Raw genomic sequence first — 26,993 nt, 5'->3', positions numbered from 1 at the left:
TCCCCTAACCCGCTACACCACGTAGAGCAGCACAGCATCACGCCGCTGGGCCGCTGCCTGCCAGAAGCTGCGCAGCGCGGCCTGCCGGCGCACCCAGTGGCGCAGCGCGTCGATATCAGCCGGCGCTCCATCCTGCGCCTTTTGCCATGCATGCATGCGCTGCACCAGTTCGCTCGCGCTGATCGCCGCCAAGCCTTGCGCGCCTTCGTTCACCATATCGGCCGGCCAGGCCCAGCAATGCTGAGCCAAGGTGCCTTCCACCGCCACGCCGGGTTCGATCTCGGGCAGGCGTTGCATGTCTTGCTGCCACCAGCTGCCCTGGTCCAGCACGGCCAGCGGCCCGCCTTGTTCAGCACCGCGCTGCAGGTAGTCATCCATCGCCGAAGGCTCCACCAGCAAAGCCCGCAAGCCATGGCGCGGCATTGCATAAAAAAGCCCTTGCACGCTCATGCAGCCTCCCTGATGGATGTTTTCAGCTGCAGCAGATGAGCGCTGTTGTCCGGGTCACAGATCTGCACCAGCAACAGTGCTTTTTTCAGCGCGCTGCGGCGCGCGTCGGTTTGCCCGTGGGCCGCCAGAAAATCCGCAAACACCTCATAGGCGCGCGCAGCGGCCAGCGAATAGCCCCGGCAACTGCGCTGCTGTATGCGCAAGGCCTGCTGCACCAGCGCTTTGACCCGCGTGGGCTGGTGGCGGATGGCAAAGGCTGCGTAGTCGGCCAGCATGAACGACACCGCCTCCGGATCGGGCATGCGCTGGCCTTGTTGGTCCAGCCGGTCCAGGCTGTCCAGGTACAGCGCCAGCCGCTGCCAGCTTTGCAGGGCCTGTGCCGTCTCACCCAGCGCCGCATGGGTGCTGGCCAGACGCTGCAACAGCATGCACAGCCCCAAGGCCTGCGCGGCGGCGTTGCCACTGCTGCGCAGATCCACCAGCGCCAGCGCTTGTGCATAGTGCCCATTGGCCCGGCGGTGCTCCCCCTGGGCCTGGTACAGATCGCCCAGCTGTTGCAACGCGCTGCGCTGCATCGGCGCGGGCACGTCCCCACCGTCACGCAGGGACAGCGCCAGCACCGCCTGGCCATGCACACGTTGGCGCTCTGCATCGCCCAGGTGCTGGGCGATCTCCATCGCATGCAGGTGGTGCTGGGCCAGGTCGTGCACATCCCCGTCCTGGCCCGCTTGGCGCATCGCAATGGTCTGTTCACACCAGGTAAGCGCTTGGGCCCAGTCCTGCGATTGCATCAGCAGCGGATACTGTCCCGGCTGCAGCGCCGGCAGCGCAGCGCCCCCCGGCGCCATCTGGGGTGAGCGCAGGCGCTGCAACAACACCTGGGCCTGTTGCACGGGCTGCGCCAGCTCGGCAAAGGCAGCGCCCAGGTGCACACCCATTTGCAGCTTTTTGCGCGCTGTCTCCAGGTGTTCGGTCTGGTAGAAAGTCATCCCCTGCAGCAGATAGGCCATCGCCAGGTGCGGGTCGGTTTGGGGTTTGCGGCTGCGCTGTGCGAGGTACCTGACCAGGGTTTCGGCCTCCGCGTGGGCAGTCTGCACATCCTGGCGCGCGAGCGCATCACCAATATGCTTTTGTGCCATCTGGATGGCCAAGGACTTCTTGTCAATCTGCGGATCGGTGGCGGGTTTGGGTGGCGGATCAGCCGGTAGAGCGGCGGCTACAGAAGGCTGGGCCACCGAGACGGGTATAGGCGCAGCGGCCACCTGTGCCTTGGCTGCAGGCATCGATGCCTGCTCATCCAGCTGCGACTGGGCAAAGGCCGACAAGCGCGAGTCCATGTCTTCTTCGACCCGAAAATAGTCGAACAGCCAAAAGCCATCGCGCAGCAGCCAAAAAACAATCGGGCCCAGCAGATAAGGCGCGTAGCGTGCAGCTGGTCCACCCCATAGCCACAGCGCCGCGCACAGCAGGGACAAGGCCAGCTGCGCGACGGCGCTTGCATGGCGCCCCAAATAAAAGCGGTGGGCGCCCAGCCAGCCCACCGCCAACAACAGGCCCAAGGCCCATCGCGGATTCTTCTCTCCCATCCCTCTTCCCTTGTGCTTTGTTGGCTCTGCACTTTACGACCGGGACTTGCACCGTGTTGGCGCCTCCCGGGGCGGCCTGTATCGCGGGAAGTATAGCAACCGCTATCGGCCACGCGAGGGCTGCCGGTACGCGCGGCCCCTGCAGTGGCCAAGAGAGCATTTCGGGCCTGCCGCCCAGCATGCATAGGCGTGCAGCGCAGACGCCAATCGCGGCAAAAGACTCTGCGGGAAGCCGGCCGGCACCGCCAAGGTGGCACCGGCGTTGCCCTGTCACATACTTGCCGATGCGGCGGCTTGGGCGTGGCGTTCCGGCTTGGTGCGGGCGGCCTGCATCACCTCGTGCGGTGGCAGGTGCTTCATGCGGTGGTCGCTCCAGACCTGGCGCCAGCGGCGCGCACCGGGCATACCCTGTCGCAGGCCCAGCATATGGCGTGCGATGGCGTACCAGTGCGTGCCATGCTCGGCCGCCTCACGCTCCATATAGCGCACCATCTCCTCTTCCACCGATTCGCGGCTGATGCCGTTGTTGGGTTCGGCGCCATAGAACTGCGCATCCCAGGTCGCCAGCCACCAGGGGTTGTGGTAGGCCTCACGCCCCACCATCACGCCGTCAACCTGCTCCAGCTGTGCCAGCACCGTGGCGTCATCGGCAATGCCGCCGTTGATGGCGATGGTCAGATGCGGAAAATCCTTTTTCAGCTGCGCCACCACGTCATAACGCAGCGGTGGGATCTCGCGGTTCTCCTTGGGCGAGAGCCCCTTGAGCCAGGCATTGCGGGCATGCACGACGAACACCTCGCAGCCCGCATCGGCGACCGTTCCGATGAAGTCACGCACAAAGTCATAGCTTTCGTTCTTGTCGATGCCAATGCGGTGCTTCACCGTCACGGGGATGTCCACCACATCCCGCATGGCCTTGACGCCATCGGCGACCAGCTCTTTCTCGTTCATCAAGCAGGCGCCAAAGGCACCGCGCTGCACACGTTCGCTGGGGCAGCCGCAGTTCAGGTTGACCTCGTCATAGCCCCAATCCTGCGCCAGTTGGGCGCACTGGGCCAGGTCCGCCGGCTCACTGCCGCCCAGTTGCAACGCGACCGGGTGCTCCTGCGCAGAAAAGCGCAGATGCCGCGCCACATCCCCATGGATCAGCGCGCCCGTGGTCACCATCTCGGTATAGAGCAAGGTCTGGCGGGTCAGCAGACGGTGAAAATAGCGGCAATGGCGGTCAGTCCAGTCCATCATCGGTGCGACGGACATACGTCCTGGCCAATGATGAGGAGTTTTCTCTATGGAAACCAACGATTTTTCAACTGTCTGATTCGATGCCATTTGATCTAATTTCATGCCATTTTTAGCACTTCGGTGCTACATTCGGTGCAACAATTTTTCAATGTTGCACCGAGACTATGGGAACCATAATTCGCCGTGAGCGCAAAGACGGAAGCGTGGGCTACACCGCCCAAGTCCGCGTCAAAAAGGGTGGCAAGGTAGTTCACGCTGAGACCCAGACCTTCGATCGTGAAGCAGCGGCCAAAACCTGGATCAAAAAGCGCGAGACAGAGCTTGCGGAACCCGGCGCCCTTGATAAACCTGAAGACCCAATCCTATCTGTCGTCATCCTGAAGTACCTGGGGGATAAGCTCAAGCCACACGGGAAGACCAAGGATCAGGTTTTGCGCACAATTGCCAACTCTTGGCTTGGTGAGACACATTGCTCCCAGATCGACAGTGCGATGGTTATCAAGTACCTAGAGGGCCTAACCAGTCAGCCTCAAACCCGAGGCAACTACCTTTCCCACCTTTCAGCCATTTTCACTGTGGCCCGGCCTGCTTGGGGCTACCCCCTCGACAAGCAAGCATGTGAAGACGCACGCGTAGTGGCTGAAAAGCTTGGGCTAATTTCCAGGTCAAAGCAGCGCACACGCCGCCCAACTCTTGAGGAGTTGAACAAGCTCATGACCTACTACTCGGTCTATGAACGGAAGCGGGAGGATTCTATCCCGATGACCTACATCATACTGTTCAGCCTATTCTCCACGCGCCGTCAGGAAGAAACCTGCCGAATCTTGAGCGAGGATGTGGATGTAGAGAGCTCTGAGGTTATCGTTCGCGACATGAAAAACCCGGGTGAAAAGATAGGCAATGATGTCACCACCCTCCTCCCGCCTGAAGCGCTCAAGCTTATCCAGAACCGCAAAGTAGCCAAGGGTCGCATCTGGCCCTACAACGCTGAGTCTGTCAGCACCAGCTTTACTCGAGCATGCAAGCTCCTCGGAATTGAGGATCTGCATTTCCATGACCTTCGACATGAAGGAATCAGCCGGCTGTTTGAGATGGGCTGGAACATTCCGCATGTTGCGCAAGTCTCAGGGCATCGTTCTTGGCAGAGCCTGCAGCGCTACACCCAGTTCAAAAAGGTTGGAGATAGATACGAAAACTGGGAATGGAAGACTAAGCTCTTGGCTGGGTAGACTTTTAGCCTGGTCGAACATGGGGGTACGGCGCCCGCTTGACCTCCCTGTACTTGGCTGAAAGCCAGGGCGACATCTCCCCCAAGATCTCTTGCATCTCCCTGAGATTGGTGCCGCACATCCACGTCTGAGGCCAGCGTTGAAGCTCCCCCTCATCAAACTCTAAACCTCGAAGCAAGAGAGTTCCTGACTGGCGTTGACGCCATACCTCGACACGCTCCAGCCCATGAATGATAAGCTGCATTGGCTCATTGCGATCGACTAGCCAAGTTTGGAAGCTCCCATCTGTCATTGGGGTGCTGAGCAGCATTCCTGTGGACTTAGCTCGCCGAGCCAATATTTCGGCTGGTAGATAGACCCCGTTGAAGCGCAGCCGAAGCACGTAGGCATCACATCCAACCCGCCGTTTGCCCTCCAGATCTAGTTCAGTGCCAGGTGTGGCCATGCCCAGGTATAGACCCGGCAAATTTTCACCCGCGAATTTCCTGACAGCTTCCATTTCTTGCTCCGTTTACTGTATAAATATACAGTCTTTTGGAGGTGTCTATGGTTCAATCAAGATACTGGCGGTGGCACGTTAGGAGCGACCAGGGGTGGTTACAGACCACTGAACACGAGCGATGGGATGGGATCAAAGAGGACTTTCCTGAGGCCATGCCTGTCTTGGGCACTATGATCTTGCATGGCGCGCCTCTGTCGTCTGATGCGGCAGCCTTCTATGAAAGCTTGGAACCAGATGTCCCTTTCTGAACGCCGTGGTGTCGTCATTGGTCTTTGGCGAGCTTGGCGCCAAAACATGCGTGACCTCAGTGATGGCTGGTTCCCGTATTACGACACCGGCAAACAGGTGCACTTGTTCTATGAGTACCTGCAGGCCATCCACCCTCACCTACTGGACATGCCAAGGCAGGCATACCCAATGATTCATCAGTGGATTGCTGAGGATATCGAAAGCTAGGCGGGCCCTGCCGCAAACACTTCGACCGGTGCAAGCCTCAGCAGTGCCTGCGCGTCCTTGATCGAACCTTCCAGCCACTGGTCTACGTCGGCCAGCTCAATCGGGATCACACTTCGCTTGTCCTGCTTGTCAGCTGCGAGCTCCGGGTCTGGCTTGTGCATGCGGTTCATCAACGGGTGCTCATCTGCATTGAGCGTGAGCATGGTGTAGCTCTCGATCAGCTCGCCAGTTGCCGGGTCCTTCCAGGTATTCCACAGCCCCGCCAGGCCCCACGGGTCGCCGTCGGCCCGGGCAAACCTCCACCACACGTTCTTCCCGCTCTCCCAGTTGGGCTCATCGAAGGTCGTTGCGGGAATGATGCAACGCTGGCCGCGCTTCCACGGGTCTTTGAAGCTGGCCTTGTCCGCCACCTCCTCAGCCCGGGCATTGTTGGTGCTGTACTTGATGTCCGGCGTCTCGCTGAACCAAGGGATGAGACCCCAGCGCCCCACTATCAGCTCCTTGCTGTACCCGGGATCATCCACGGCGCGCCGAATGAATCCTCCTGGCGAGCGCCGAAACACGTCGCGGGCACCCAGGCCCAGTTGCCGGGGGTTCAGCCGCCAGTACTGCTGGATGTAGCCTTCATCAGGGGAGTGGTAGCGATTGCACATTGGATCCTCCTGGCGCCAAGGTACAAGGGGCCGCATCTGGCCGCTGTCATCCGAAACCGAATTTCCAAGGTAAAAAATGAAGCTGCTCTGGCTCCTATCACGCTCAAAGGAACTCCCCGTTCGAGCACAGGTTTTTCACCTCTAAGTGTTTACCCTTCGCTCAGCTCCAATCATTGACACTTAGAAACATTTCATGGACATTCCACAACGATAGGTGTGGACATAAAGCAGAAATGCAGCATCTGCGCTTAAGCACCCGTGTTTTGTAGAACAAATGTCATCTATGTGTTCAGTCAGCATCATTGCGGCGCCAAACCATGAACCCTATCTATCAATTTGGTCAATAATTTAGTTTCTTTAAAATTCATGGAGGGTTCATGCGAAACATCCTGCAAATCTTAGGAACGATGCTCACAGCAATGGCGCTGTGGGGAGGTAGCCAGCAAGCCTTTGCACAAAAGGTCCTGTTGCTGACGACCAATGAGGTTGCCAGCGACGCGGTGCAAGCCAACAACAATCTGGAAGCGGAGTTCGTTGGTGTTGTTGGAGCCGCAAACTTGACGCGGATGACCGTCCTCACCAATCCCAATGCGATCTCTCAAGCGACATTCACATCGTCTCCAGGTCCATACGACATTGTCGTTGTTGCAACCACCTATCAGCCCGTTGATAGCACCAACTGGACGATCCTGCAAAGCGCAGTAGCAAACCGTTGGGCCAACTCCATCGTCTTTTTTGTTGATGGCTGCTGTGAGGCGACCAACGGTGCTAATGCCGCCAAGATGGTAAGCGCATTAAACGCGGGGGCAGCGACCTCATTCTCACTGGGCAGCGGCTTATCTGGATTCGCTAGATTTCCGTTGAACACGAACTCTCCTTATGCACCAACTTTTGCCGGGCTTAATCCTTTCGCTGGAGGAGACATTACTTATATCAACAACGTTCCCGCAAACAATGCACTTTATTTAGCTGCAGGGACACCTCCGGCTAGCTTTCCTCCAGCTGGGTCGACGCCGACCAACAACGTGTATGGCCTTCTAATTCCTACTGTTCAGTCGAACTCAGGCAATGGTGCTTGTGTATTCGCGGTAGTCGATGTTTCGCCATTCATTAACGCGGCGCCCGGCTACACTCCATGGACCGAAAACCAAGGCAAGGTAGGCCCAGCCTTCATCAATGCCGCCACCTCCGAGAATGGCGCCTGTGGCCTGCCCAAGGTCAGCAAGAGCTTTGACAAGACCGATCTCTATCTGGGTGGCAGCGACAACAGCACCGTCCTGACCATCTCCTTTTCCAACGGCACTCCGAACCCCATCACCAACGTCAACCTGACCGACAACTTGCCCGCACCGCTGGTGGTGGGCACCGGCACCGTGGGCAGCACCTGCACCGCCAACAGCCTCAGTGCGTCACCCGGCTCGAACGTGGTCAGCAACAGCGCCTTCACGATTCCGTCGGGCGGCTGCACCATCACCGTGCCGGTCGTCTGGCCCAACACCGTGGCCGGCCGCCAGGCTTGCATCGACACGCCCTCGGTCACCAACACCATCACCCCAGGCACCGACTTCGTATCGCCGACCGGCCAGGTCAATACGCCCGCCACTGCCACCCTCGCCTGCCATGCCGCGCAACTCGCGATTGCCAAGCAGGTGGTCTGGCCTGCCAACGTCACGCCCGTCGATCTGACCGGCACCAGCTTCCCGGTCTCGGTGGTCTGCACCGGCACCGATGGTGTGGCCGCACCGGCGATCAGCGCCAGCATCACGCTGAACACCGCTACAACGGGCAGCGTCTCGGTCACACCGGTGATCTCCAGCGGCAGCTGCGTGGTGGCCGAAGGCACCCGCCCTGCCGCCCCCGCCAACCACCTCTGGGTCGAAGACCCGGCACCGAGCACGACGGTCACAATGGCAGCGCCCCCGGCCACCAACACCGCGCAACTGGTCAACACCCTCGCGCGCGCCAACACCGACATCACGATCAGCAAGACCGTGGCCGGTGGCCCGGCTGCAGGGGTGAGCGGCAGCTTCAGCTTCACCGCCAACTGCGGCGCCGATGGCAGCTTCAACACGACCGTCAGCCTGAGCGGCAGCAATGCCGGCGCGATCGCGATCACCAACGTACCCCAGGGCGCCAGCTGCACCGTCAGTGAGAATGCAGCGATGCCGCCGGCCCCTGCGGATTATGCGTGGAGCACGACCCTGCCTGCGCCGGTGAGCCTGGTGACCGCGGCCACCGGCAACACGGCCTCCTTTGTCAACACACTGGTGCGCACGGCTCCTGCAACGCCGGCCGCAGTTCCCACTCTTAGGGAATGGAGCCTGATTGCACTCTCCCTGATATTTGTACTTTTCAGTTTCAACTATCTGCGTAGAAGCCAAAGCTAATGCACCAAGCCACCTTCGGGTGGCTTTTCTCTTTTTGCTTCAAATTTGGGCTCTCTCAGCAGCGTTATTACAGCCTTGTTTGCCCCCAAGATTCTGGCTGTTAAAACTTTTGTCATCGAACTTTGCTCACCTATGATGTTCAGCATGCAGGATGCACCTCAAACCGAAACACCCCTGGACGAGCTGTTGCCCCTCGGTGTGAAAGCCCTCCTTCAAAAGAATGGAGTCCACACGGTAGAAGATGTGCGCAAGGCCTACCCACATGCCCTCCTGAAATTTCGGGGCATAGGTATGTCCAAGTTCAGACAGATTGAGGCGGCGTTTTTCCCAGGCAAGAAGTTTGAGCCGGCCAGAGTGCTCTCACCGCTAACTCACGTCAAAGGATCTTCTCTAAATGGTGCACTCTCTCCTGCAATCGTGCGAATTTTGGCTCGTGGTGGGATTACGACTGTTGATCAGCTCAAAGCTGCACAGCCGGCTGAATTGCTAAAGATCGAACGGCTGGGAGTTGGGATGCTGCGGGAGATCGAGAGCGTGTTCTTTCCAGGTCAGCACTATGAAGTGCCACGCGGCAGGCGCCCGGCGCCGACGCTACCGGATAGCGCTGGCAACCTGCTAACGGACATTTGAGTTCTCCTTCGCCGACATCTATGATGGTTGCCATGCAGGATGAACCCTCGCCTCCACCTGAGTTGCCCCTGGACAAGATACTTCCACGGAGCCTCAAGAACCTCCTTGAAAGTAACGGGATCTACACAGTAGAGGCAGCGTTCAGGGCCTACCCAGATCAGTTGCTCAAGCTGCCAGGCATGGGCATAAGCAAGTTCAGGCAATTGGAGCGAATTCTGTTTCCTGGTGAGACCTTCACGCCACGTCGGGTGCCCCCTCCAATCCCATATGCGCAGGGATCGTCGCTTAACGGCGTGCTGTCGCCTGCCACTGTACAAACCCTCGCTCGGGGCGGTATCACGACCGTCGCGCAACTGCGTGCAGCTAGCCGGAAGGATCTCCTCGCCATCAAATCTTTGGGGCCGACAAAACTTCGGGAGATTGAGAGAGCGTTGTTGTTGGGCAAGTCGTTCACCCCAGCGCGGGTCTATGTGCCGATTCGCCATATCCCGGGCTCCTCTCTCAATGGCTCCCTATCCCCAGCCGTGGTGCGAGCCTTGGCTCGCGGCGGGATCACGACTGTTGACCAACTGAGAGCTACAGAGCCGGCTGAGTTACTAAAGATCGAACGGCTAGGTGTTGGGATGCTGCGTGAGATCGAGAGCGTGTTCTTCTCCAGCGAAATTTCATAATCTCAATCCGGGAGCAACCACCAAAAAAAGCCTCCCCAGTGCCGTAGTGGCGCCGGGGAGGCTCTTTCTATTTCTGGCTGCAGACATGCTTACTGTCGTCATCGCTTAGCCCGCGCTCAATGTTCAACGGATCGAAGAGCGCCGCTACTTCACTACGTCAAAAGCAGCCTGATTCAGCAGGCGCATGGTGCCTTCGATCTCCTTGTTGATGGCCTTAATCTGTTCCTTCTTGTCCGGCACATCGCTGGCCTGCACCTTGCGGCGCAGCTTCGTCAGCTCTGACACACGCTTGTCCGCCAGCTTCTCTACGCTGGCGGCCTTGGCCAGTGGCACATCCTTCAGCACCGCATCCACGTTTTCCCCGCGCTCAACCCGGGCCTTAGCTTCTGCCAGCGCGACGTTGATACGTTTGGCGTTGTCGTAGTAGGTGCCGCTCTGGCCGTTCATGCCCGTGGTGTTGCCGTAGACGCGGCCCGCCAGGAACCACTGGTGCGGCGCAAGCTCTTCCCCGGTGGCTGCGGCCGTGGCCGTGGCGCCCAGCTTGTTGGCTTCGCGCAGCACGCCGCCAAAAGCCTGCTCGACCAGGTACTGGATAGCGTCGGGCGTGGGGCTGATCGCGCCCTGCTCCCATTCGCTGCCGCCCGTGGCGGCATTGATCCCCCTGGCGGCCCAGCGATATGGGAGCGCCGTGGCGTCCTTCACCCGGGCGTGGCCTGGCGTGGGGTGGTTGATGTCACGCACCTCCTTGAAGATGCTTTTGCCCATCCAGTCCTTATTGGTGGCCAGCGCGATCGCAGGATCCGCCCAGGTGGGGGTGAACATCTGCATCATGTTGTCCGACCCGCCAAATGGGTTGTAGGCGTTCAACGCGATGGCCGCCATGTCGCCCACATACTTTGCACGGCTGACGGTGGGATCGTTGTGGAAAGCAGCATCGACCATCTTGCGGCCCAGGTTGGGCAGCACATGGAAGCCCAGCGGCATGGGGATCGTCACGTATTGGGTGCGCGACAGCGGAATGATGATGTTGCGCTCCTTGACGAATTCGGGAATCTTCTTCCATTCATCGTCGGCACCATCCCCGCCTCCCATCATGAGCTGGCCCATCAGCGCCATCATCACGCCCAAGCCTACCCCGCCAAGCGCAATCTTGCGGCCGGCCGGGCCCGTCATGGTCTGCAGCAGACGGGCATTCCCTTGGATCGCCGCATTCAGGAACGCATAGTGGCTGCCCAGCACACTGGTGACTCGCCCCTTACGGTTGAAGTTCACCGTAATGTTCTTGGCCAGGCTGGCGGCCTCCTGCCGACTCAGGCCGTTGTCGAGCGCCACCTTGTAGGTGGCCAGACGGGTGGTCATTTCCAACGACTCATTGAAGTCGGAGAGCACGCCCAGGGCAAAGCTCGCCCCCTGCGCTGCGGCGCCTTGGGCACCCTTGTGCAGCTCTTTTTGCAGCGCCTTCAGCCGGTCAGCCGGATCACTGTACAGCTCCCGGAAACCCGTGGTACCGCCGTCCAGTTGGAACTGCTCCATGAGCTGGGCCCATGGCCCGGTGCCAACGCCCTCTTCCCTGCGCTCGCGCCGCAGCTCGGCCCATATCTTGCCGGTGTTCTTAGCGATGTTGGCCAACACGTCCTTCTGCTTGCCGGCCAGCTTAGTGTCGGACAGCTGCAGGCTGGCCCCCTGGAGGTCGCGGACGATATTGAAGACGGAAAACACTGGGTTGTACTGCGTGTTCACAGCTGCCATCCATCGCGTGGCGTGCCCCATGGTCCGGCTGAGCCAATCCAGCTCAGCAGCATCCATGTTCTTCACAGCCAGCGCCAAGCGGGCGGCGCGCTCATTGCGCTCGTTGAACACCAGGTACTTGTCTTTGCCGCCAACACGGAAGGTTATGACGTTGTCCTTGAGGCGCGCGGCCGGATCCGCCACCGTGCGCACCAAGCCGGTGTCTTGGTCGAGCATCTTCTTCTTCGGCAGGTCCAGGCTCCACAGACTTGCATCTGGGTTCTGGGCCGCCAGCAGGTACAGGCGCTTGACCACGTTGTTTTTCTCTCCCCGGGTCAGCGCAGCCTCGCGCTGCATCACGATGTGGGACAGGATGTTGGTTACTTTCTCATTCGAGCCGGTGCGCTTTTTGGCCGCATCACCCTTGGTGCTGAAGCCCTGGCCAATAGGATGGGCCTTGCTGTCGGGGTTCGCCTCATCCCGGTGCAGGGGCACATAGTGCTGGTATGCGTTGCGCCAGGTGTTGAGCGTCGCCTTGTCCATCAGGCCATAGTCATCCAGCGTGCGCAGCGTGCCCTCGTTAATCTGGTCCACGCGCGCGCCCAGGTCCTCAATGGTTTTCTTGGCGTCGCCGGTGTAGCTGGCCAGGATCTTGGCCGCGTCCTGATCGCTCATGCCCGACAGTGACAGCCGCTGGTCTTCCGTGCCGTTGAAGGCCTGAGCACCATCCCAATCCGCCTTTTCAATCAGTGCTTGGCCCAGCGCCTTCTGGATGGCGACAGTGGCCAGGCCCTGAGCCTGCGCGCGCTGCAACTGGTTGCGCAGATCGGTCACCGTTTGGTCCGCTGCAGCGCGCTTGGCTACCAGCTCCTGCTGGCTCGGGTTGCGCTCTGCCATCGCTTTGTTCGCTTCGGCAGCATGCCGGGCATGCAGATAGCGCTCAAACTCCTCAATACCCACACCGGCTTCGTTCATGGCCTTCATCAGCGGGCGCACCTCATCGCGCAGGAAGTTGGCCGCACGTTTGGCCACGCGCTTGTGGTACAGCTCCTCGCCACGGTAGGCGTCATTGGTTTCTGACACCGTGCCATTCAAGGCTCTGATCTGCTCCTGAATGCGCTTGAGGTCGATGAACTTGTCTTGCCAGTGGTAGAGCCAGGTATCCACTTTCGACGGGTCCAGCAGGCTGCGGGCCTTGGCCTGCAGCTGTGCCAGCTTACCGTTGCCGCCCAGCGGTGCACCAGCAGGCGCTGGTGCGCGGCTGAATGCCGGCGCCGTCCCAGCCTTCACCTGGCCAGAGGCCTCGGCCTTGCCGCGCACCACGAAATCACGCGCCGGCAGGATGAAGGATTGGATGATGTCCGCATCGGTGAGCTGCATTTTGGCCAGGGCCGGCACGTTCTTGCGCAGCCACTGGCGAACCGCGGCAATCGCGCGCTTCACGTAGCCCAGCTCAGGATGCGTTTCGGCCATTTCCGCCAGCACCTCCTCGGCGGCCATAGAGCGCTGCGCATGGTCGGTCATGTCCAAGCCATACTCTGCCGCCTTCTTTTTCACCTGCGCCGCGCGCTGGCTGGCCACCTGCTGCAGGATCGGGTCGAGCTGTGCACCAAATACATGCCTCAGTCCGTGGTGGCCCAGGGTTTCATGGAACAGCACGCGCACCACGTCCATGGGGGTGTGCAGCTGGCTCGCCACCAGATAGACCTTACCCTTGTAGTAGAACCCTTCCGGCACCCCCTCTGCCCCATCGCTGCGCATGGCGGCGTCATAGTCGCGCACGGCCTTGGGCACTCTGCTGTCTTGCAGGTCGCTGGTCACGATCACCTCGGGTGCGTTCGCCCAGCCTTTGACAAACCCGTCTACCACCCGCTGCACGCGCGATGTGTTCTGCACACTGGTGGCGGATTCGCCACGGCCCAGCGCCGGCCCGTCAGTGGAATCTGCTTTCCGAGGTTCAGCATTTTCCCCTTCGGTTACCATCCGGCCTGTTCCCGGCTGGTTTTGCAGGGCTGTATCGGGCAATTGGAGCCCGGAGGCCTTCATCGCAGTTGGGGACTTCTGCTTTCCAGATTCATCGTCTTGCTGGATAGGTTTGGCTGCCAGCTCAGTGACGGCGAATGGATTCGCTTTGAGATAGCCAGAAAAATTCTTTTCCGTTAAAATCTTGCGTGTTCCCGGTTTATTTTGCCAAGCACTGCTGGACAATTGGAGTCCAGACTGCTGCAAGATAGCTGGGAATTCTTTTTGGTTGACGTAGTGTGCAAGGCCTTCACGAAGCCAACGGCCCACAGGTGGGGGGCTATCGTCCTTGTCATAGGCATTCTGCAGCAGGTGAACCAGCATGCCGCCCTTCTGCGGCTCCACCACCATCAATACAGGCGCGCCGTTGACCAACTGGGGCGCAATCATCACCAAGCGGCCTTGAACAGTGGCCGAATCAAACACCGCTGCAGGGTTGTCCAGCCACTGCGGAATCTTCTTCCACACCTCTGCAGTCATATTGGGATGCTTTGCCGCATTCACCTTGCTCTCGGCCAGGCTCACTGGTCCATCACCCATACCAAGGAATGCAAGCATGTCCGAACGGTCCAGCACACGCACACCCGTCCGCGAATCCTTCTGTGCATGGCCTGAAAACAAGGCGTCAATGCGCGCCTCATACGCCTGTTGAGTGGACGCGCTGCGGCTGAACATGGTCGCCTGACCCTGCGCCGCAAGGGTGTCGACGGCACGATCGCTGCCCGTCAGCCCGAAGTTTTCACGCTCTGCATCAGCCTCAGCTCGGCTCCTCTCTTCAGCCTCAACCTTGGCATTAGCTTTTGCAGCCTGCTCCTCCGCTTCTTGGCGAGCTTTGAGTTCTTCTGCCGAATAGCTGGATAGCTCCAGCCCGGGCGCTACGGTGCCACTGCCGTCTTGGCCAGCTCCTTCAGCGCCTTGCCGATCTTGCTGTCCGCCGGAATCTTGGGCATCTTGCCCTTCGCTGCGTCGGCCAGCTTCAGCAACGCTTGGCCCTGCTCCACTTGGTTCTTGTCCTGGTGCTGGCTGCCCTGCTTCATCAGCACGGCTGCCAGCAGGGTCGCTGCCAGGGGCGACTCGCTCGCCTTGCGGGGTTGGGGACTGGTCTTGTCGGGCTGGGATTGGTTCATTTTGGGGTTGCGCGGGCGCCGCGCTCAAAGCGTTGAGAATTTCGGCAGGGCCGACCTGTTCACCAAACATATCACCGCCCACACTGGTTGCCAAGGCGGCAACCATGTATTCGCGCAGCGACTCTGTCAGACGTTCCCGGCCTGTGGCGCGGGTGAGATAGTGGCCGGTGTACAGCAGGCGCAGCATGCCAACGGTGAGAGGATCCAGGACATCGCCCGTCACCATGTCCACCTGGTTGATAGCGTCATGGAGCGAGCCACGCTCGCGCCGCGCCTTCTGCACCACACGGATCGCCTGCAGCAGGTTGGCCGTCACGTCCACTTCGGGATTGATGGCCCCGGCCTCGACCGAGCTGCGCAGGTTAGCCCATTCGCCGGCCACGTCCTTGAGCGCTTCGCCGATGGCACGAATGTCGTTATCGGTGGAGCCAAACAGGGATTCAACCAGGTCACCATCGCCGTAGGCCTTATGCACCAGGCCGGCCTGTAGCCGGGTCACGCCGGCGGGCGAGAGCGCACCATTGGCGTCCATCATCCCGGCTACATCCTGGCCAGCTGCCTGCAGCTTGCCGATAAATGCGCGGGCAAAGTCTCGATTGGCCGCGCTGTCGAGCACGCCAGTGGCGAACGCATCCACCACCGAGTTATCCATCAGCGCGGCATCGGTGGCCGCCTGCTCAGACGCGGATAGGCCGAGAGCCTGGCTTTGGCTCTTGGCGCCCATGTTCGTGCGGTTGTCCCCTTCGCTGTACACCCGCACCAGCATGGGGGCCTTCATCCCCTCGATGACCGCCGGATCAATGCCGTGCATGTCGCTGTCGGCCATCAGCTCGCGCTTGTAGCCCTCGGCCGTGCCCCGCTCATACGCCGCGCGTAGGCCCGCAGTGCGGCCGTTGTTCAGAGCCTTGACGGTGCCAGGATGGACAGAATCAAACAGCGGGTTGACGGCGCCGTCCGCGAAATTGGACGGCTGCACATCCGCCGCCTCCATCACCGCGTACTGGAAGGGCACGCGCTGGCCGTCGCTCATCACCGCAGTGTCACCGCGCCCGGTGGCCACCGCTGCCTGCGCCTGGTCGCCCACAGCAAACACCATGGGTGCGCCAGACTCTGGCGAACGGGAGACGCCCAGGCGCATGTAATCAGGATTGGCGGCCATGCCCTGCATCTGGATAACAGAGGCCGGGCGGCTGCGATCACGGTTTTGAATCTCAGCCTTGGGCTCGCCCGCTGCGCCAGTGCCTTCCGCATCCTGACCGGCCCGGCTGATCTTGAGGGCATCCCACGATGCCTTCAGCTCGTTCCAGCGAGGGGTGCCCTTCTTGAGCGCGGATACTCGCTCGCCCTGCTCCAGCACAAACTGCGGCCAGGTGCGCGCCGTCGATTCCTTGGCGGCGGAATCGACGCCGGCAGCTGGTGCTGCTGCAGTCACATTTTCCGCTGCAGCCCGCGCTGAGCCTTGTTCTGTCCCTGGTACTGCCGCCTCATCGACGGACACACCAATGGCCTCGGTGTCCATTTCTTGGGCGCGATCGACAGCAACTCGCTCGGCCAGTGCCTGGCGTTCTGCGTCCTGCGCAGGATTCAGGCCCGTGGTGCTGGCTTCAAGCTCAAGTTCAGCCAGGCGCGTTTCAGCCAGCTCGGCCGACATGGTTTCAGGTGCACCATCTGGATTCCGCGCTCGCACAACATCCTTGAGCACGCCAGCGGGCGCAGTCTGCGCTTGGCTATCAGGTTTGCCTGCCACTTGCTCTTCAGCCTGGGGCTGTGCAGGTGCTGGGCTGCCTGGCTCAGTGCGGGCCGGCGTTGGCGCGGCCACATTCCCACCGGTATCTGCAGGTGGTGCTGGTGATGCACCTGGTGCAGGGGCAGCATTGTCCACCTGCTTACCGGCGGCATAGTCGGCCAAGCGGTCCTTTACACCCGACACCACACCGCGACCAGCGCCAGGAGCAGATCCGCCCAGCGCGCCCAGCACAAAGTTTGCAGCCGAGTCCTCGCCTATCTCCTTGTTCCCGGCCACACTCTTGATGCCCAGATCAGACGCAATGCCTTCGCTCAGCTCCTGCGTTCCCTCCTCCAAGCCTGAAACCGCTGCGCCCGCTGCGGCACGTCCCACGACGGACTGGCCAACTGCACGCGTGAGAAGCTTGTCAAAGCCGCCAGTCACAAGCTTGCCGGTGAATCGATCACCAACCGAAGCCACAGCACCCTGCATAAGGGCTGCCGTGTCCTCAGCCCGCGCGCTGGTGATGGCGCGCGCCTCGTCAGGGCTCGATCCTGCATCGACCATCCGCTTATAGATGGGCGAATTCTCCATCAGCTGCTCGTGGGACTGTTTCTCAATAAAGTCGCGTGCGTTGCCAACACCCTCACCGGCGGCCATTGCACCGCCCACCGCACCAGCAGCGCCGGGGCTGCGCGTAATCAGCGCAGTGGCAACCGTAGGGAACATGCTGCCGAACACGTCGGCACCCTGCATCACCAGGCCACGTACCGATGGGTCTTTGCCGAAGTCGATTTCGCCCTTGAGCAAATTGCCGGTGATCTGGGAGTTAGCCACCGCAACCTGCGTGGCTTGGCTGGTGGTTTTGTTGATGTCCTCTTGGGTGTCCTTGCCTGCTTTGGCAATGGCACCTGCAAAGGGCACTTTCACGTTCAGAGCCAAACGCTCTGCGCCGAGTTCGCGTTTGGCCTTGGCAGCGTCATCCATGGGCCCGTTGATTGCTTCGTCAGTATCAATCCCAGGAATGAACACGCCACCTGGCATAACAGTTGTCGGCTCACCCGACGCACCGCTACGTACACCTGCTCGCGCCGAAGACTGCACGGCCTTCGGAATGCTTGCAACCCCGCTGATTGCTGCACCGCTGGCACGCTTGACCACATCGGTTACGCCTTCTGCAATGGTCGAGAGAAGCCTTTGCTCTTTGGGCTTCTTCACCGGCGCCTGGGCTGGCTCGGCCAATGGTGAAGATTCCCACCACTTATCCCCATCTGATTGCTGGGTGTCCGCCATTGGCGAGGATTCCCACCATTTTTCATCAGCCATGCTTCACTCCTTGTCTGCCAAGGAGGGTGGCAGGCTTGGCACCAAGCCGGCGCATAGGCAAATCAATGCAGTGATTGCTGATCCGGTCAACCAAGATCAGAGGGAAATCAGCACAACCCTTCAGGCTAACAAAATGCCTCGCAAAGAACTTGGCATGGCCCCATAACTATGGCTTGATGCGCACGACCCCATTGGGATCGGTGTAGTGGCTGCCGCTCGCCAACTTGTCGAACTCCGCTTTGTTGGCAATCTTTGGAGGCTGTTGCTTTGTGGCTTCACCCGCTCGGCGTTGCTTTGAGTCCACGCGATTGAACTCCTGTAGAGCACGGTCCTGATTCTTAAACTGCGGGTTGTCGGCCCACCAATCAATGAACTTCTGTTCCTTGGCGGCATTACGCTTGATCGACTCCTTACCCGAAAGCGGATCGCTCAGCACCTCCCCAAAAGATTTCTGGATCTCCACCGGGTTGTAGGTGTGCTTCTCACCCTTGTCAGCCTGGCCTGGCAGATCCATGACGCCGTAACGGATCGCATTCTTTTGCGCATCAGAGAGCTTGGGGTTTTGCTCCAGGGCCAACTGCACGCGTGCATCAGCTCGCTGTTGTTTCTCTGACCGCTCACGCGAATCATTAGACGCTGCCCGCCCGGCTGCTGCACCAGCGCGCGCATCTGCTCTGCGGCTCAGCTCAAGCTGAGCGTCGGCGCGCTTGTCGGCATGATCGGCCCGCGCGTCCTGCTTTAGCTTGAGCTGGTTGCTAAATTCGTCCTGTGAGTATTGGTACAAGGCAGATGGGTTTTCCAGCGATTGCAGCATGGCCATGGCCTCGCGCTTGTCCTTGGCCAGCAGGGGCGACATCGGCTGCCCATCAATGCCGGTGCGCTGCATCACCAGCCCGCCATCCTTGCCTGCCTCGATGCCAGTCACCTTGGCACCGCTTGGGACAAACCGGTTGTAGAAGTCCGCCACAGCGCCATAGTCGCCACTGGACAGAGCGGCCATGGCTGGGCCCAGCGCCTGCTTGCGCTCAGCTCCATCCATCTGGATCTTGGTATATGCCGATGCCAGGTTTTCCTTGAAGGCAGATTGCGCCTCCTTCATGTGGCCAGCTGCAGCGTAGGCGTAAGCGCGCTGCTGGTTCGCCGTCATGTAGTCGTCAGCGGTGGGCGCGCGCTTTTTCCCATCCTCGCCCACAAGGCTGGCGTCGAACTCCTGGCCAAGCTTGGTATCAAGGGTTTCCACCGCATCCTCTTTCGCCCAGGTCTTCTGCTCGCGCGCCTGGCGGGCTGCCTGGTGGTCGCCCTCGCGCACCTCACGCTTCATGCGCAGCGCAGCCATGGGGTCGCTCTTGCCGATCACATCGGCCATGGCCAGCATCTTGCTGTTGTCGACCTGCGCCTGCGACATGGTGCCCGCGCTGCGCTGGCCCATGAAATCAGTGATGCCTTGCATTCCAAAAGTCTTGGTGTCGCCGGCGTCGTTGGTAGCGACATAGGAGTTTTTCGCCTGGTCAAAGTCCACCTTGTAGCCTTGGCCGGCCAGCTTTTCCAGCTCGGCGCCGGTATCTGCTGTGTAGCCGTTGGATGTTTCTGGCTTGGCCTCGACAATTTTTTGCCAGTTCCCGGCGCTGCTCCGCGTCTTCAAACTGCTTCTGCATGCCGCTGAAAATTGATTGCCCTTGCGCGATACCGCGCCCAAATGCATCGCCTAATGCCATGATTCGCACTCCTTCAATTCACTGTCCAATTCCTGCAGACGCTTGCTCAGCTCTGCCCGTATTTGCTGCAGACTGACCTGGTACTGCTGCACCTTTTCCGGGTGAAGTTGCTTGAGGTACTGCGCTTTGCCGTCATCCCACCAGGCGCTGCAGTGCAGACACTCGGGCGCGCTGATGGCTTTGAAATGTTCATACACCCGGCTGATGGGCGCGCCGACCTCCTGCAGGTAGTCGAAGACCTGGGCATGAGTCCAGTTCAGCAGCGGCAGCAGCACGTCGTAATGCTCGGTGGCACCATTGGCAGGCACCTTTCCTGTATCGGCCAGCTTGGTGCCACGGATCACAAGATCCACGCCATCGGCTAGCATGCGGTCGTGCATGGGCTTCATCAGGTTGTGCCAGCAGCAATCGAACCGCCCCACCAGCCGGGTGTCGGTCATGGCGTACTGCCGGCCCATCCAGGTGGACTGCGCTGTGGTCACATCGGAGGGCGTGCCGTTGACGTGCTTCCAGGCCAACACATCAGCCTCAATCACGCGGAAATCTGGCACCCACTGGCGCACCTGCTCCACCACTGCCAGCGTCTCCGGGATGGTGTCGCCCGTGTGCGTCCAGTAAACCGGCAGGCCGGCAAGCACCCACGGCTTGAGGAGGTAGACGCATGCCAGCGAGTCCTTGCCGCCGGAGAATTGCAGCGCGCAGCGTCTGCCAGACAAAAGGGCATCCACTTGGATCACATCGAGTGCATCGGGTCCAGTGGTCATATTGCGATTGCCGCAGACATGCCTACGCCCAGCAGCGTGCCCGTAGTTGCACCGGAGGAGGCCTGTGACTGTTGGTAGGCGTTGGACTGCTGGTCCCAAATGTTGGCTGCGCTGTTGCCAGCATTTCCCGCCATACCGGCGGCCTGGCCGTAGCCGGAGTTCAAGCCCGCCAACCCGGTGTTTGCCACTGATTGGCCCATGCCTCCATAGCCTGCCGTGGCGGCCGTGGTCTGCATCCCCATCGCAGGGTATCCGGCCAGCGCATTCGACGCACGATCGATCAGCATCTGGCCTTCCTGCCGCGCGGCCGTGCGAGCGCCGTTCTTGGCAGAGGCGGAAGCAAGTGCCGTGGTGGCTGACAGGGCATTCGACATCGAACCGTATTTGCCATCGGCCGGGTTCACGCCCATGCGCGCCATCTCGGCCGCCTGGGTGCGCCGCGCGCTGGTGTATGCCTGGGACACGTCGGCCGCAGCCTGGCCTGCCAGCTCTTCGCGTTTCGCTTCCGTGTTGAAGGTCTTCGCGTCCTGGATCATCGTGTCCTGCAAACCGGTCAGCTGATCGCGCCGCCCGATTGCATACTCGCGGTCTGCCTGAGACTGCTCCCAGGACTGGCGCGCGGTATCCAAGGCAAACTGCGTTTGCTCCTTCTGGACCGGCGCCATGTCGTTGGTGTTCTGGATGATCTGCCGGATCATGTCATCCTGAACTCCGAGGTTTCTGACCTGGGCCTCGACCAGGCGCGGGTCAGGCGCCGGCGTGGAGGTGCCGCCCTCGAAGGTCATCCCGCCCGGGCGCGGGCGAAACGCATGCTCGGGGAGCATGTCCCATTCAGTTTTGTGCCAGCGCGACATGGTTTCGTCTCCAAAGGGTGCAGATCACCACATCCCCGTTAGTCGTGGCCTGCTTCAAAGTTGCTTCTTCCACCGCACCAAGCCGGCGCGCCAGATTCCGAAGTCGGTGATTCGAGGCCTCCACATATCCGCGCACGGCCTGCACCTTGCAGACCTTGAAGGGATAGGCGAGAAAGGCGCGCAGGAAAGTGCGAGGGAGATGGCCGTCATCAATGGCCACATGGGCCCAGACGCTGACGCCGTTGTGTTGTTCAAACACTGCCCCGGCCACAAGCTCCCCATCACGGGACCAGCCAATACCAACCCCGCTCTCCAGGCGCAGAAGGCCTGGCATGCGGGATTTCAGATAGTCATAGACCTGATCGGCTTCAAATACCAACATGCAGGGAGGGTGTCAGGCTTGGCACGACTCGCCCAACAAAAAGCCAGCATATGAGGGCATAGTTGCTTCCAGCGCGTCGGGAGCGGCTGCCTCAGTCGAACTACAGAGGGGGTGCGTTCTGCTGCCTCCCCTAAGGGCTTTTTCACGTCCGCTTAGCTGATGATGTCCAGCTCCTGGACACCATTCCCCCTGCCAGCATCCCGCAGACGCGGGCTTTTTTACGACTTCTAGAAGGAAAGCTACACGCACAAGGGTTTACCCGTCACTAGTTACAGGTATTGACATGAGGAAACATTTCTATGACATTTTAGAGTTGATTGTCACTAACTCTGCCATGAGGCCAAGCAATGAACTTATTCAACCACTCAGACCTTAGGAGCCGCGTTTCCAAATGGATCGGCGTTGCCGGTGCCTCACTGTGTGCTCTCGGGAGCGCCCATGCGGCGAACATAGCCTTCTGGTCTGACGAGTATTCAACTTTCCCAGCCCCTTCGGTCGCTGCAGCCAACACGGTAACAAACGTCTCTGTGTCAGACATTGAAGGTGGAGCGCTTCAAAACTATGATGTGTTGGTCGTCGGCCATGCGTACTCAAACACCGCAGAGACCTGCGCCAAAATCTCAGAATTTTTGGCAGCTGGAAAAGGCTTGATCACCGAGTGGAATGTGGCAACACTCCTGTTCCAACCAGCTCCCGGTGCATACTATCCTGTGAGCAATCCGTGCAATTTATTTGCAGGAACAGCGACAGGGGGTCAGAGCGACTTTGGCTCAGACTTGCCAATTCAAATTGTTGATCCATCCAGCCCATTAATGATCGGTCTCCCGAATCCATTCTCAATGGCTGGCGGCAGTGAATTTGTATACCAGCTAACTGGCTTAGCGGCGGAGTGGTCTGTTGCAGCAACTTTTGATGGCGCTGGAACGACCTACCCTGCAGTTATATCTGCGGCCCCGGTGACTGGAGGCTGCATCGCACTATCTCCCTTCGACTATTTTGACGCCGCTGGTGCGGGCGGCACCGCACAATCCAACATGGAAACGTTGATGGGTAACATGGTGAACTGGGTCTCCCGTGGAGCGAGCGGGTGCGGTGCGGTCTCCCCTCCAGTATTGGCAGATGACGCAGCCACTGTATCGCGCACCCAACCATCTACGATCGCCGTTCTTCCCAATGATGAGGCTGGCGTAACGCTTGACACTACATACGCACTCGCCTTGTCTGACCCTGCTGCCGGCGCTCTGACCTATTCAGGTGGCCAGATCGTATTCACCCCCACGAACAACTTCACGGCAGCAGTCACCTTCCAGTATCAGGCTTGCAACTCACGCGGCCTCTGTTCATTGGCAACTGTCACGCTGACCCCACAAGCAATTGCACCGACAGCTCCAACACCAGTTCCCACCCTGGGCGGTGCTGGCCTGTTGCTCCTGTCCGGGATAGTTGCTGGATCTATGGGCGTAATGCGCCGGCGCAAGTCGAACTGATCTGCAAGCCCTCTTCGGAGGGCTTTTTTACGTCTCAACCTGGCCCTGTTCCATAGAACATAGCTCGCCTATGATGGGAGCATGTCGGAAGTAACTCAAACCGAAACACCCTTGGACGACCTCCTCCCCCTCCGAGTAAAAGCCCTCCTTCAAAAGAATGGGATTCACACAGTGGAGGATGTGCGCAAGGCCTACCCACATCAGTTGCTCAAAATTTGGGGCATGGGGATGCTACGGTTCAAGCAGATCGAAGCAGTGTTGTTCCCAGGTGAGTCGTTCACACCCACAAGGGTCTACTCTCCGCTTCCACACATCAAGGGCTCATCTCTTAACGGCACCATTTCCCCGGCCGCCGTGCGAGCCTTGGCTCGAGGGGGGATCACCACTGTGGATCAACTGCTTGCTGCGGAGCGAAAGGACCTGATGAACATCAAAGGCCTTGGCGTGCTGAAGTTGCGGGAGATCGAGAGCGTGTTCCCGCGAATCACCGACTGAGAAAAGACTCGGCGACAGATTGTAAGTTGATGTAAGGTAAACGCTGCTAGGATGTAACGACTCGCAGCAAATCGCTGGGGTATGTGCATCGGGAATGGGCGCATAGCAAATAACTGATTTTGCTAATCCGTGCAGCGACCCATAACCATCTGAAAAATTGAGATCTGACGTGAAAATTAATGCATTAAAAGCGCTAGTCAAACATGGGAAGCTTGAACCATTCATTCAACACATAAGATTTCCGCAATATAAAAACCTTGAACCATTCACAAAAATTGATTTTACTTTCCCGATAACGGCTCTTGTGGGAGCAAATGGAACCAACAAAAGTTCTCTTTTGAAAGCTCTATATGGCTGCGCGGGAAACAATAACTTGGGCAACTATTGGTTTTCTACAGAGACTGACCCAATAAATGAAGGCGATGACTTCCCCAATTGCTTCATTTACGGTTATCTTAATGACCATACACAGCAAACGGTAGAGGTCTTAAAAACCCGCGTAAAAAAAGAAAATGATCCAGATTATTGGGAGCCTTCCAGACCAATTCTGCAATATGGAATGGCGCGGATGCCCCCGCGCGATTCTAAAGATAAGAATAGATCATTAACGAGATGGAAAGGGATCCAAAAAAACGTCTTGCTTATCGATTTCAGACATGCATTAAGCGCATTTGATAGATATTTCTATTATGGCGACTTTGCCAGACTTACTACATTCCAAGAGAAGAAGTCGTTCATCAGATATAAAGCTGCGCATCTCAAATCTGCAATTGATAGCGGCGCCAAAAGCTACACCCACTACAAAGTCGAAAAAATAATAAACAAAGATAATACCACTCTCTCACAAGAAGAGCTAAAAGCCGTATGTGCTATTTTAGGAAGAAACTATAGCGAGATAAAATTAATCTCGCACCGATTTTTCAAGGTTGAAGGATACACTGCGCGTATTATTAATGCAAGCCATCAATACACAGAGGCTTTTGCAGGAAGTGGAGAATTTGCTGTCATCACAATGGTCACCCAAATTGTCAGATGCGAGCCTAATTCACTTATATTAATAGATGAGCCTGAGGTATCATTGCATCCAGGCGCCCAAGAGCGACTACTTGAATTTCTGGCGCAACAGTCTCTTGAAAAAAAACACCAGATTATATTTACCACCCATTCTCCTGCTTTGATTCGCGACTTGCCGCCAGAGGCTATTAAGGTTTTAACTCTTGACAATAAAACGCAGCGCGTCATTTTAACAAGCCAAAGCTCTCTGCCTGATGAGGCGTTCATGCAAATCGGCGAGCCAGTGTCGGGTGTCAAAACTATAATAACAGAAGATAAATTAGCAATAGAGATTATAAAAAAATCACTTCGCGCCAACAGCCCATCAAAACTTAAGCTACTAAAATTCAACTATTTCCCAGGCGGCGCGAGTGTGCTTTTCAATCACTACATTACTGCCTATGCATCTGAAGACAGAAATGATGTACTATGCATGTTAGATGGAGATCAACGTCCACAAATATCTTGGCCAAACAAAAAAGAATCTGGTATAATTAGCGATGAAGATTTGGGGGGAATCATTAAATCTCTGACTGGAATTGAGATAAAATTTAATACAGATAGCGGAACCTCTACGATTAAAGATTCGCAAAAAATAAAAGCTCAGCGCGCTTTTCTCAGTTGGTGCTTTACTAACGTCAAGTATTTGCCAAGTAATTTTTGCCCGGAAGCATTTGTCTTATCAAAACTTGGTCACAGCGATTTGACAGATCCGAAGAACGCATTTTTGGAAATTACGAGGGAAAGCTTAGGGCTTGCCGATAGCGAAGACGATCCGAACAGTGAGACTATTTTTCAAGAACAATGTCGACGAGTAGCAGAGATTCCTAATGACGACAGCGATCTAAAAAGCATAGCGTTGTTAATTGACGATTTCTTAAGGGAAATTTAGGATATTCATGATTCAAGTAGTGGATTTTTTCTCAGGTTGCGGCGGAACAAGCTGTGGATTTGAAGCAGCCGGTTTAGAGATTCTTGCAGGCCTTGATATCGATCCAGCTGCTGCAGCTACATTCCGCACAAATTTCCCACACGCTCATTTTATTGAAGGAGATGTGAGAGATTTACATACAAACGTATTAAACGGCTTTTTAGAAAAAAGAACAATGCCGTTACTATTTGCAGGTTGCGCTCCATGCCAACCATTTTCTAAACAGAATAGATTGCAATCTCTTGAAGATCCGAGAAGGACTCTTTTAAAAGAGTTTGGACGGTTTATTAAAGCGTGGATGCCAGACTTTGTTTTCGTTGAAAATGTGCCTGGACTTCAGAAGATTAGCAAGCACGGTCCGTTTGTTTCATTTCAGTCGTTGTTAAAGCGATTGGGGTATCGCTTCGAAACCGCCGTAGTTCCAGCGCTGTGGTATGGAGTTCCTCAAACTAGAGAGCGTCTCGTTTTAGTGGCAAGTCTTAGAGGAAACATCAAGCTTCCAGAAGCAACTCATGGCCCAGGGTTGCCTGGAGGGCGGTACACAACCGTTAGAGATTGGATATCAGATCTGCCAGAAATCGCTGCAGGGGAAATCTCTGCAACTGATAAAGATCATGTCGCAGCCAAACTTGAAGTCTTGAATCTCAAGAGAATACGGGCTACCCCAGAAGGCGGCGGAAGAAGCTCTTGGCCGGAATCGCTCCTTCTCAATTGTCATAAAACGCATTCTGGCCACAGTGATGTATATGGACGCTTAGCTTGGGACAAGCAGGCTGCTGGACTAACCACAAGATGCATCAGTTACTCTAATGGCAGATTTGGACACCCTACTCAAGACAGAGCATTGAGTGTTAGAGAAGCTGCATGTTTGCAAACGTTTCCTCGGTCGTATACATTCGAAGGCAACCTTAATTCTAGAGCTAGACAGATAGGCAATGCGGTCCCTCCAAAGATGGCGGAAGCATTCGCCAAATCGTTTATTGACGCATTGAATTAATATTCTTGGAATTCCGCTCATATCCCAGCCACCTCCGGGTGGCTTTTCTTTTGCCTGCGCTAGCTCACTTCAGACACCCGAGCCGGTCTCAACCGCTAGCACACCCTGCTTGTTGTTTGTCCCGAGGTTGCAAAGGCAACGCATGCGAGACTCACGACCGATGAGAAGTGGTCTAAGATGGATCCACTGCTTTATGCCGAAGTCGTGCGCACGCTCCTCCTCTGCTCATAACACTTGCACGCTTGCCTGGTGGACCAGGATCGGCCTTCTCTTTTCCAACGTTCGCCACTCGTGAGGGTGGCTCTTTTTTGCCTGTCACAACGACGGAGGCCCTCATGACTAAACCAGACCCACACATCGAAAGCTTCCGCTTACAGGCTGAACGCATGGACCAGCTCGGCATCCCCTCTGACCCGGACGCTGCTATGGCGCTCTTGGCTGTGTTTATGAGTGAGATAGAGGGGACCATCTCAGAAGAAGAGATGTTCTCGCTGGCTGAGATCGGTGGCCACCTGTACAGAGAGGGGCTCCGGCGTAAGGTGATTGGCATCCACAAGTAAGCCGGCTTACCGCCCACGGG

At 58.0% G+C, this 26,993-nt stretch carries 19 protein-coding genes; 10 read left to right on the top strand and 9 right to left on the bottom strand.

Features of this window, described 5'->3' with window-relative positions:
• Positions 1-12: 12 nt before the first annotated feature.
• The 3 genes from AB7A72_RS05235 to dusA form a co-directional block, all read right to left on the bottom strand.
• Positions 13-450, bottom strand: a complete 438-nt coding sequence (locus AB7A72_RS05235) for a hypothetical protein (RefSeq protein WP_369459242.1) — start codon at positions 448-450, stop codon at positions 13-15.
• Positions 447-2,036: an NINE protein gene (locus AB7A72_RS05230; protein WP_369459241.1), complete on the bottom strand. Its 1,590-nt coding sequence runs from the start codon at positions 2,034-2,036 to the stop codon at positions 447-449. The genes AB7A72_RS05235 and AB7A72_RS05230 overlap by 4 nt, the downstream gene beginning before the upstream one ends.
• A 270-nt stretch (positions 2,037-2,306) precedes the next feature.
• The gene (gene dusA, locus AB7A72_RS05225) at positions 2,307-3,365 is read right to left on the bottom strand and encodes a tRNA dihydrouridine(20/20a) synthase DusA (protein WP_369459240.1); all 1,059 of its coding nucleotides are present in this window, start codon (positions 3,363-3,365) and stop codon (positions 2,307-2,309) included.
• A gap of 116 nt (positions 3,366-3,481) precedes the next feature.
• Between dusA and AB7A72_RS05220 the strand changes: the two genes are divergently transcribed.
• Positions 3,482-4,507, top strand: a complete 1,026-nt coding sequence (locus tag AB7A72_RS05220) for a site-specific integrase (RefSeq protein WP_369459239.1) — start codon at positions 3,482-3,484, stop codon at positions 4,505-4,507.
• 718 nt (positions 4,508-5,225) lie between these two features.
• Positions 5,226-5,465: a hypothetical protein gene (locus AB7A72_RS05215; RefSeq protein ID WP_312806910.1), complete on the top strand. Its 240-nt coding sequence runs from the start codon at positions 5,226-5,228 to the stop codon at positions 5,463-5,465.
• Here AB7A72_RS05215 and AB7A72_RS05210 read toward each other — a convergent pair.
• Positions 5,462-6,118, bottom strand: coding sequence for an SOS response-associated peptidase (locus tag AB7A72_RS05210; protein WP_312806909.1), 657 nt, complete (start codon positions 6,116-6,118; stop codon positions 5,462-5,464). The genes AB7A72_RS05215 and AB7A72_RS05210 overlap by 4 nt on opposite strands.
• A gap of 377 nt (positions 6,119-6,495) precedes the next feature.
• Between AB7A72_RS05210 and AB7A72_RS05205 the strand changes: the two genes are divergently transcribed.
• From AB7A72_RS05205 to AB7A72_RS05195, 3 genes are read left to right on the top strand one after another with little or no spacing between them, the layout of a single operon-like run.
• On the top strand, positions 6,496-8,505 hold the full coding sequence (locus AB7A72_RS05205; protein ID WP_369459238.1) for a DUF5979 domain-containing protein: 2,010 nt from the start codon (positions 6,496-6,498) through the stop codon (positions 8,503-8,505).
• A 45-nt stretch (positions 8,506-8,550) separates the two neighbouring features.
• On the top strand, positions 8,551-9,135 hold the full coding sequence (locus tag AB7A72_RS05200; RefSeq protein WP_369459237.1) for a helix-hairpin-helix domain-containing protein: 585 nt from the start codon (positions 8,551-8,553) through the stop codon (positions 9,133-9,135).
• Positions 9,136-9,155: 20 nt separating this feature from the next.
• Positions 9,156-9,806 carry a helix-hairpin-helix domain-containing protein gene (locus AB7A72_RS05195; RefSeq protein WP_369459236.1) on the top strand — a complete coding sequence of 217 codons (651 nt, stop codon included), beginning with the start codon at positions 9,156-9,158 and terminating at the stop codon, positions 9,804-9,806.
• 144 nt (positions 9,807-9,950) lie between these two features.
• On the opposite strand, the gene AB7A72_RS05190 is transcribed toward AB7A72_RS05195, so the two are convergent.
• From AB7A72_RS05190 to AB7A72_RS05170, 5 genes are all read right to left on the bottom strand, one after another.
• Positions 9,951-17,735, bottom strand: a complete 7,785-nt coding sequence (locus tag AB7A72_RS05190) for an LPD38 domain-containing protein (protein WP_369459235.1) — start codon at positions 17,733-17,735, stop codon at positions 9,951-9,953.
• A 166-nt stretch (positions 17,736-17,901) separates the two neighbouring features.
• The gene (locus AB7A72_RS05185; protein WP_369459234.1) at positions 17,902-19,437 is read right to left on the bottom strand and encodes a hypothetical protein; all 1,536 of its coding nucleotides are present in this window, start codon (positions 19,435-19,437) and stop codon (positions 17,902-17,904) included.
• Positions 19,438-19,440: 3 nt separating this feature from the next.
• Positions 19,441-20,214 carry a phosphoadenosine phosphosulfate reductase gene (locus AB7A72_RS05180; protein WP_369459233.1) on the bottom strand — a complete coding sequence of 258 codons (774 nt, stop codon included), beginning with the start codon at positions 20,212-20,214 and terminating at the stop codon, positions 19,441-19,443.
• Positions 20,211-21,068: a hypothetical protein gene (locus AB7A72_RS05175; protein WP_369459232.1), complete on the bottom strand. Its 858-nt coding sequence runs from the start codon at positions 21,066-21,068 to the stop codon at positions 20,211-20,213. The genes AB7A72_RS05180 and AB7A72_RS05175 overlap by 4 nt, the downstream gene beginning before the upstream one ends.
• Complete coding sequence (locus AB7A72_RS05170; RefSeq protein ID WP_369459231.1) at positions 21,046-21,450, bottom strand: GNAT family N-acetyltransferase; 405 nt, start codon at positions 21,448-21,450, stop codon at positions 21,046-21,048. Before AB7A72_RS05170 ends, AB7A72_RS05175 begins: the two co-directional genes overlap by 23 nt.
• 347 nt (positions 21,451-21,797) lie before the next feature.
• Between AB7A72_RS05170 and AB7A72_RS05165 the strand changes: the two genes are divergently transcribed.
• The 5 genes from AB7A72_RS05165 (at position 21,798) to AB7A72_RS05145 (ending at position 26,973) form a co-directional block, all read left to right on the top strand.
• Positions 21,798-22,937: an Ig-like domain-containing protein gene (locus tag AB7A72_RS05165; protein WP_369459230.1), complete on the top strand. Its 1,140-nt coding sequence runs from the start codon at positions 21,798-21,800 to the stop codon at positions 22,935-22,937.
• A gap of 81 nt (positions 22,938-23,018) precedes the next feature.
• Entirely contained in the window at positions 23,019-23,432 is a 414-nt protein-coding gene (locus AB7A72_RS05160; protein WP_369459229.1) for a helix-hairpin-helix domain-containing protein, read from the top strand.
• 169 nt (positions 23,433-23,601) lie between these two features.
• On the top strand, positions 23,602-25,377 hold the full coding sequence (locus tag AB7A72_RS05155; RefSeq protein WP_369459228.1) for an AAA family ATPase: 1,776 nt from the start codon (positions 23,602-23,604) through the stop codon (positions 25,375-25,377).
• 7 nt (positions 25,378-25,384) lie between these two features.
• The gene (locus AB7A72_RS05150) at positions 25,385-26,413 is read left to right on the top strand and encodes a DNA cytosine methyltransferase (RefSeq protein ID WP_369459227.1); all 1,029 of its coding nucleotides are present in this window, start codon (positions 25,385-25,387) and stop codon (positions 26,411-26,413) included.
• 335 nt (positions 26,414-26,748) lie between these two features.
• The gene (locus AB7A72_RS05145; RefSeq protein ID WP_369459226.1) at positions 26,749-26,973 is read left to right on the top strand and encodes a hypothetical protein; all 225 of its coding nucleotides are present in this window, start codon (positions 26,749-26,751) and stop codon (positions 26,971-26,973) included.
• Positions 26,974-26,993: the final 20 nt, after the last annotated feature.

This window comes from Comamonas sediminis (assembly GCF_041107495.1).
Taxonomy (GTDB): Bacteria; Pseudomonadota; Gammaproteobacteria; order Burkholderiales; family Burkholderiaceae_C; genus Comamonas; species Comamonas sediminis.
This window is presented reverse-complemented; position numbering and strand designations above follow the sequence as displayed.

Excerpts from the sequence above, each read along its gene's own strand:
- AB7A72_RS05150 (WP_369459227.1), top strand. The coding sequence starts at position 25,385 with ATGATTCAAGTAGTGGATTTTTTCTCAGGTTGCGGCGGAACAAGCTGT.
- AB7A72_RS05175 (WP_369459232.1), bottom strand. The coding sequence starts at position 21,068 with ATGTCGCGCTGGCACAAAACTGAATGGGACATGCTCCCCGAGCATGCG.
- AB7A72_RS05235 (WP_369459242.1), bottom strand. The coding sequence starts at position 450 with ATGAGCGTGCAAGGGCTTTTTTATGCAATGCCGCGCCATGGCTTGCGG.
- AB7A72_RS05160 (WP_369459229.1), top strand. The coding sequence starts at position 23,019 with ATGTCGGAAGTAACTCAAACCGAAACACCCTTGGACGACCTCCTCCCC.
- AB7A72_RS05190 (WP_369459235.1), bottom strand. The coding sequence starts at position 17,735 with ATGGCTGATGAAAAATGGTGGGAATCCTCGCCAATGGCGGACACCCAG.
- AB7A72_RS05180 (WP_369459233.1), bottom strand. The coding sequence starts at position 20,214 with ATGACCACTGGACCCGATGCACTCGATGTGATCCAAGTGGATGCCCTT.
- AB7A72_RS05215 (WP_312806910.1), top strand. The coding sequence starts at position 5,226 with ATGAAAGCTTGGAACCAGATGTCCCTTTCTGAACGCCGTGGTGTCGTC.
- AB7A72_RS05205 (WP_369459238.1), top strand. The coding sequence starts at position 6,496 with ATGCGAAACATCCTGCAAATCTTAGGAACGATGCTCACAGCAATGGCG.
- AB7A72_RS05165 (WP_369459230.1), top strand. The coding sequence starts at position 21,798 with ATGAACTTATTCAACCACTCAGACCTTAGGAGCCGCGTTTCCAAATGG.
- AB7A72_RS05170 (WP_369459231.1), bottom strand. The coding sequence starts at position 21,450 with ATGTTGGTATTTGAAGCCGATCAGGTCTATGACTATCTGAAATCCCGC.
- AB7A72_RS05230 (WP_369459241.1), bottom strand. The coding sequence starts at position 2,036 with ATGGGAGAGAAGAATCCGCGATGGGCCTTGGGCCTGTTGTTGGCGGTG.
- AB7A72_RS05185 (WP_369459234.1), bottom strand. The coding sequence starts at position 19,437 with ATGCATTTGGGCGCGGTATCGCGCAAGGGCAATCAATTTTCAGCGGCA.
- AB7A72_RS05145 (WP_369459226.1), top strand. The coding sequence starts at position 26,749 with ATGACTAAACCAGACCCACACATCGAAAGCTTCCGCTTACAGGCTGAA.
- AB7A72_RS05210 (WP_312806909.1), bottom strand. The coding sequence starts at position 6,118 with ATGTGCAATCGCTACCACTCCCCTGATGAAGGCTACATCCAGCAGTAC.
- dusA (WP_369459240.1), bottom strand. The coding sequence starts at position 3,365 with ATGGCATCGAATCAGACAGTTGAAAAATCGTTGGTTTCCATAGAGAAA.
- AB7A72_RS05195 (WP_369459236.1), top strand. The coding sequence starts at position 9,156 with ATGATGGTTGCCATGCAGGATGAACCCTCGCCTCCACCTGAGTTGCCC.